The 1,477-nt window shown below is 54.8% G+C and carries 2 protein-coding genes; both read right to left on the reverse strand.

Annotated features, from left to right (window positions below; genetic code table 11):
• The coding region (gene prpF / locus J5F18_RS14910; protein ID WP_346302248.1) for a 2-methylaconitate cis-trans isomerase PrpF at window positions 1-1,176 on the reverse strand (1,176 nt) is incomplete at its 3' end.
• Window positions 1,177-1,263: 87 nt separating this feature from the next.
• Window positions 1,264-1,477, reverse strand: a 214-nt coding sequence (locus tag J5F18_RS14915; RefSeq protein WP_346299355.1) for a hypothetical protein, incomplete at its 5' end; no start/stop codon positions are given.

Raw genomic sequence — 1,477 nt, forward strand, 5'->3', positions numbered from 1 at the left:
CAAGCAATCTCCCGGCACTCGCACCCAACCTTCCATCAGTACGCGGGCGCTGCGGCTCATCAGCGCCTTTTTCACTACCCATTGGCCGTCGACCAGTGCAGCTTCCGCGCCGACACGCAGTGTGCCTGAGGGGTGGCCAAAGGTTACTGCAGTGCGTTCACCACCACCGGCGGCTAGGTTAACCAGTGTTCCGGGAACGGCTGCAGCGGTGCCAATCGCAACGGCAGCGGTGCCCATCATGGCGTGATGCAGTTTCCCCATCGACAATGCGCGGACGTTTAAGTCGATCTCGTTCGCGTCCACAGCCTTACCGCTCGAGGACGTGTAGCTGACTGGTGGTGCCACAAAGGCAACTTTCGGCGTATGTTGGCGTGCTTCTGCTTCCGCGATATCGTTGATTAAACCCATTTTCACTGCGCCGTAGGCACGAATGGTTTCAAACATTGCCAAAGCTTTGGCGTCTTCGTTAATCGCGCCTTGCAGTTCGGTACCGGTGTAACCGATATCCGCCGCATTGACAAAAATCGTCGGAATGCCGGCGTTGATCATCGTCGCGCGCAAGACGCCGACGCCCGGAACATCAAGGTCATCAACCACGTTACCCGTTGGGAACATGGCCCCTTCACCATCGGCCGGATCCAAAAACTCAATGGGTACTTCCGCCGCTGGGAAGGTCACCCCGTCGAGCTCAAAGTCACCGGTTTCTTGCACTTCACCGTTGGTAATCGGCACATGAGCAATAATGGTCTTTTGAATATTCACCTGCCAAATCCGCACAACTGCAGTGCCATTCTCAGGAATACGATCTGCTGGCACTAAACCCGCGCTGACGGCAAACGAACCGACCGCTGAGGTCAAGTTGCCACAGTTGCCGCTCCAATCAATAAATGGTTTATCAATTGCGACTTGGCCGAATAGGTAGTCCACATCGTGATCGGCTTGGCTGCTCTGCGACAAGATCACTGTTTTGCTGGTGCTCGAAGTTGCGCCGCCCATGCCATCGGTGTGTTTTCCATACGGGTCTGGCGAGCCAATCACCCGCAATAGAATCGCATCGCGCGCTGGGCCCGGCTGTTGCGCCACAGCAGGTAAATCGTCGAGGCGAAAGAACACGCCTTTACTGGTGCCACCGCGCATATAGGTGGCTGGAATTTTAATTTGTGGTTTAAACATAATCTCTCCCACGGTAAGCACTGCATGGCTAACGTTACATAACTAAAAAATGGGAGCAGTCGCCTGCTCCCATGGTCATGTCATAGCGTCTTAGGCGTTCGCTAAGAAGTCTTGCGCAAAGCGTTGTAACACACCGCCCGCTTCATAAATTGAGACTTCTTCACCTGTGTCCAAACGACATTTCACTGGCACATCGACGCGCTCGCCATTGGCCCGGTGAATAATCAAGGTCATTTCAGCACCCGGCGCGATGTCACCTTCCACGTCGTAGGTTTCGGTGCCGTCAAGGTTCAACGTTAACCGC

Source organism: Halomonas sp. BM-2019, assembly GCF_017584085.1.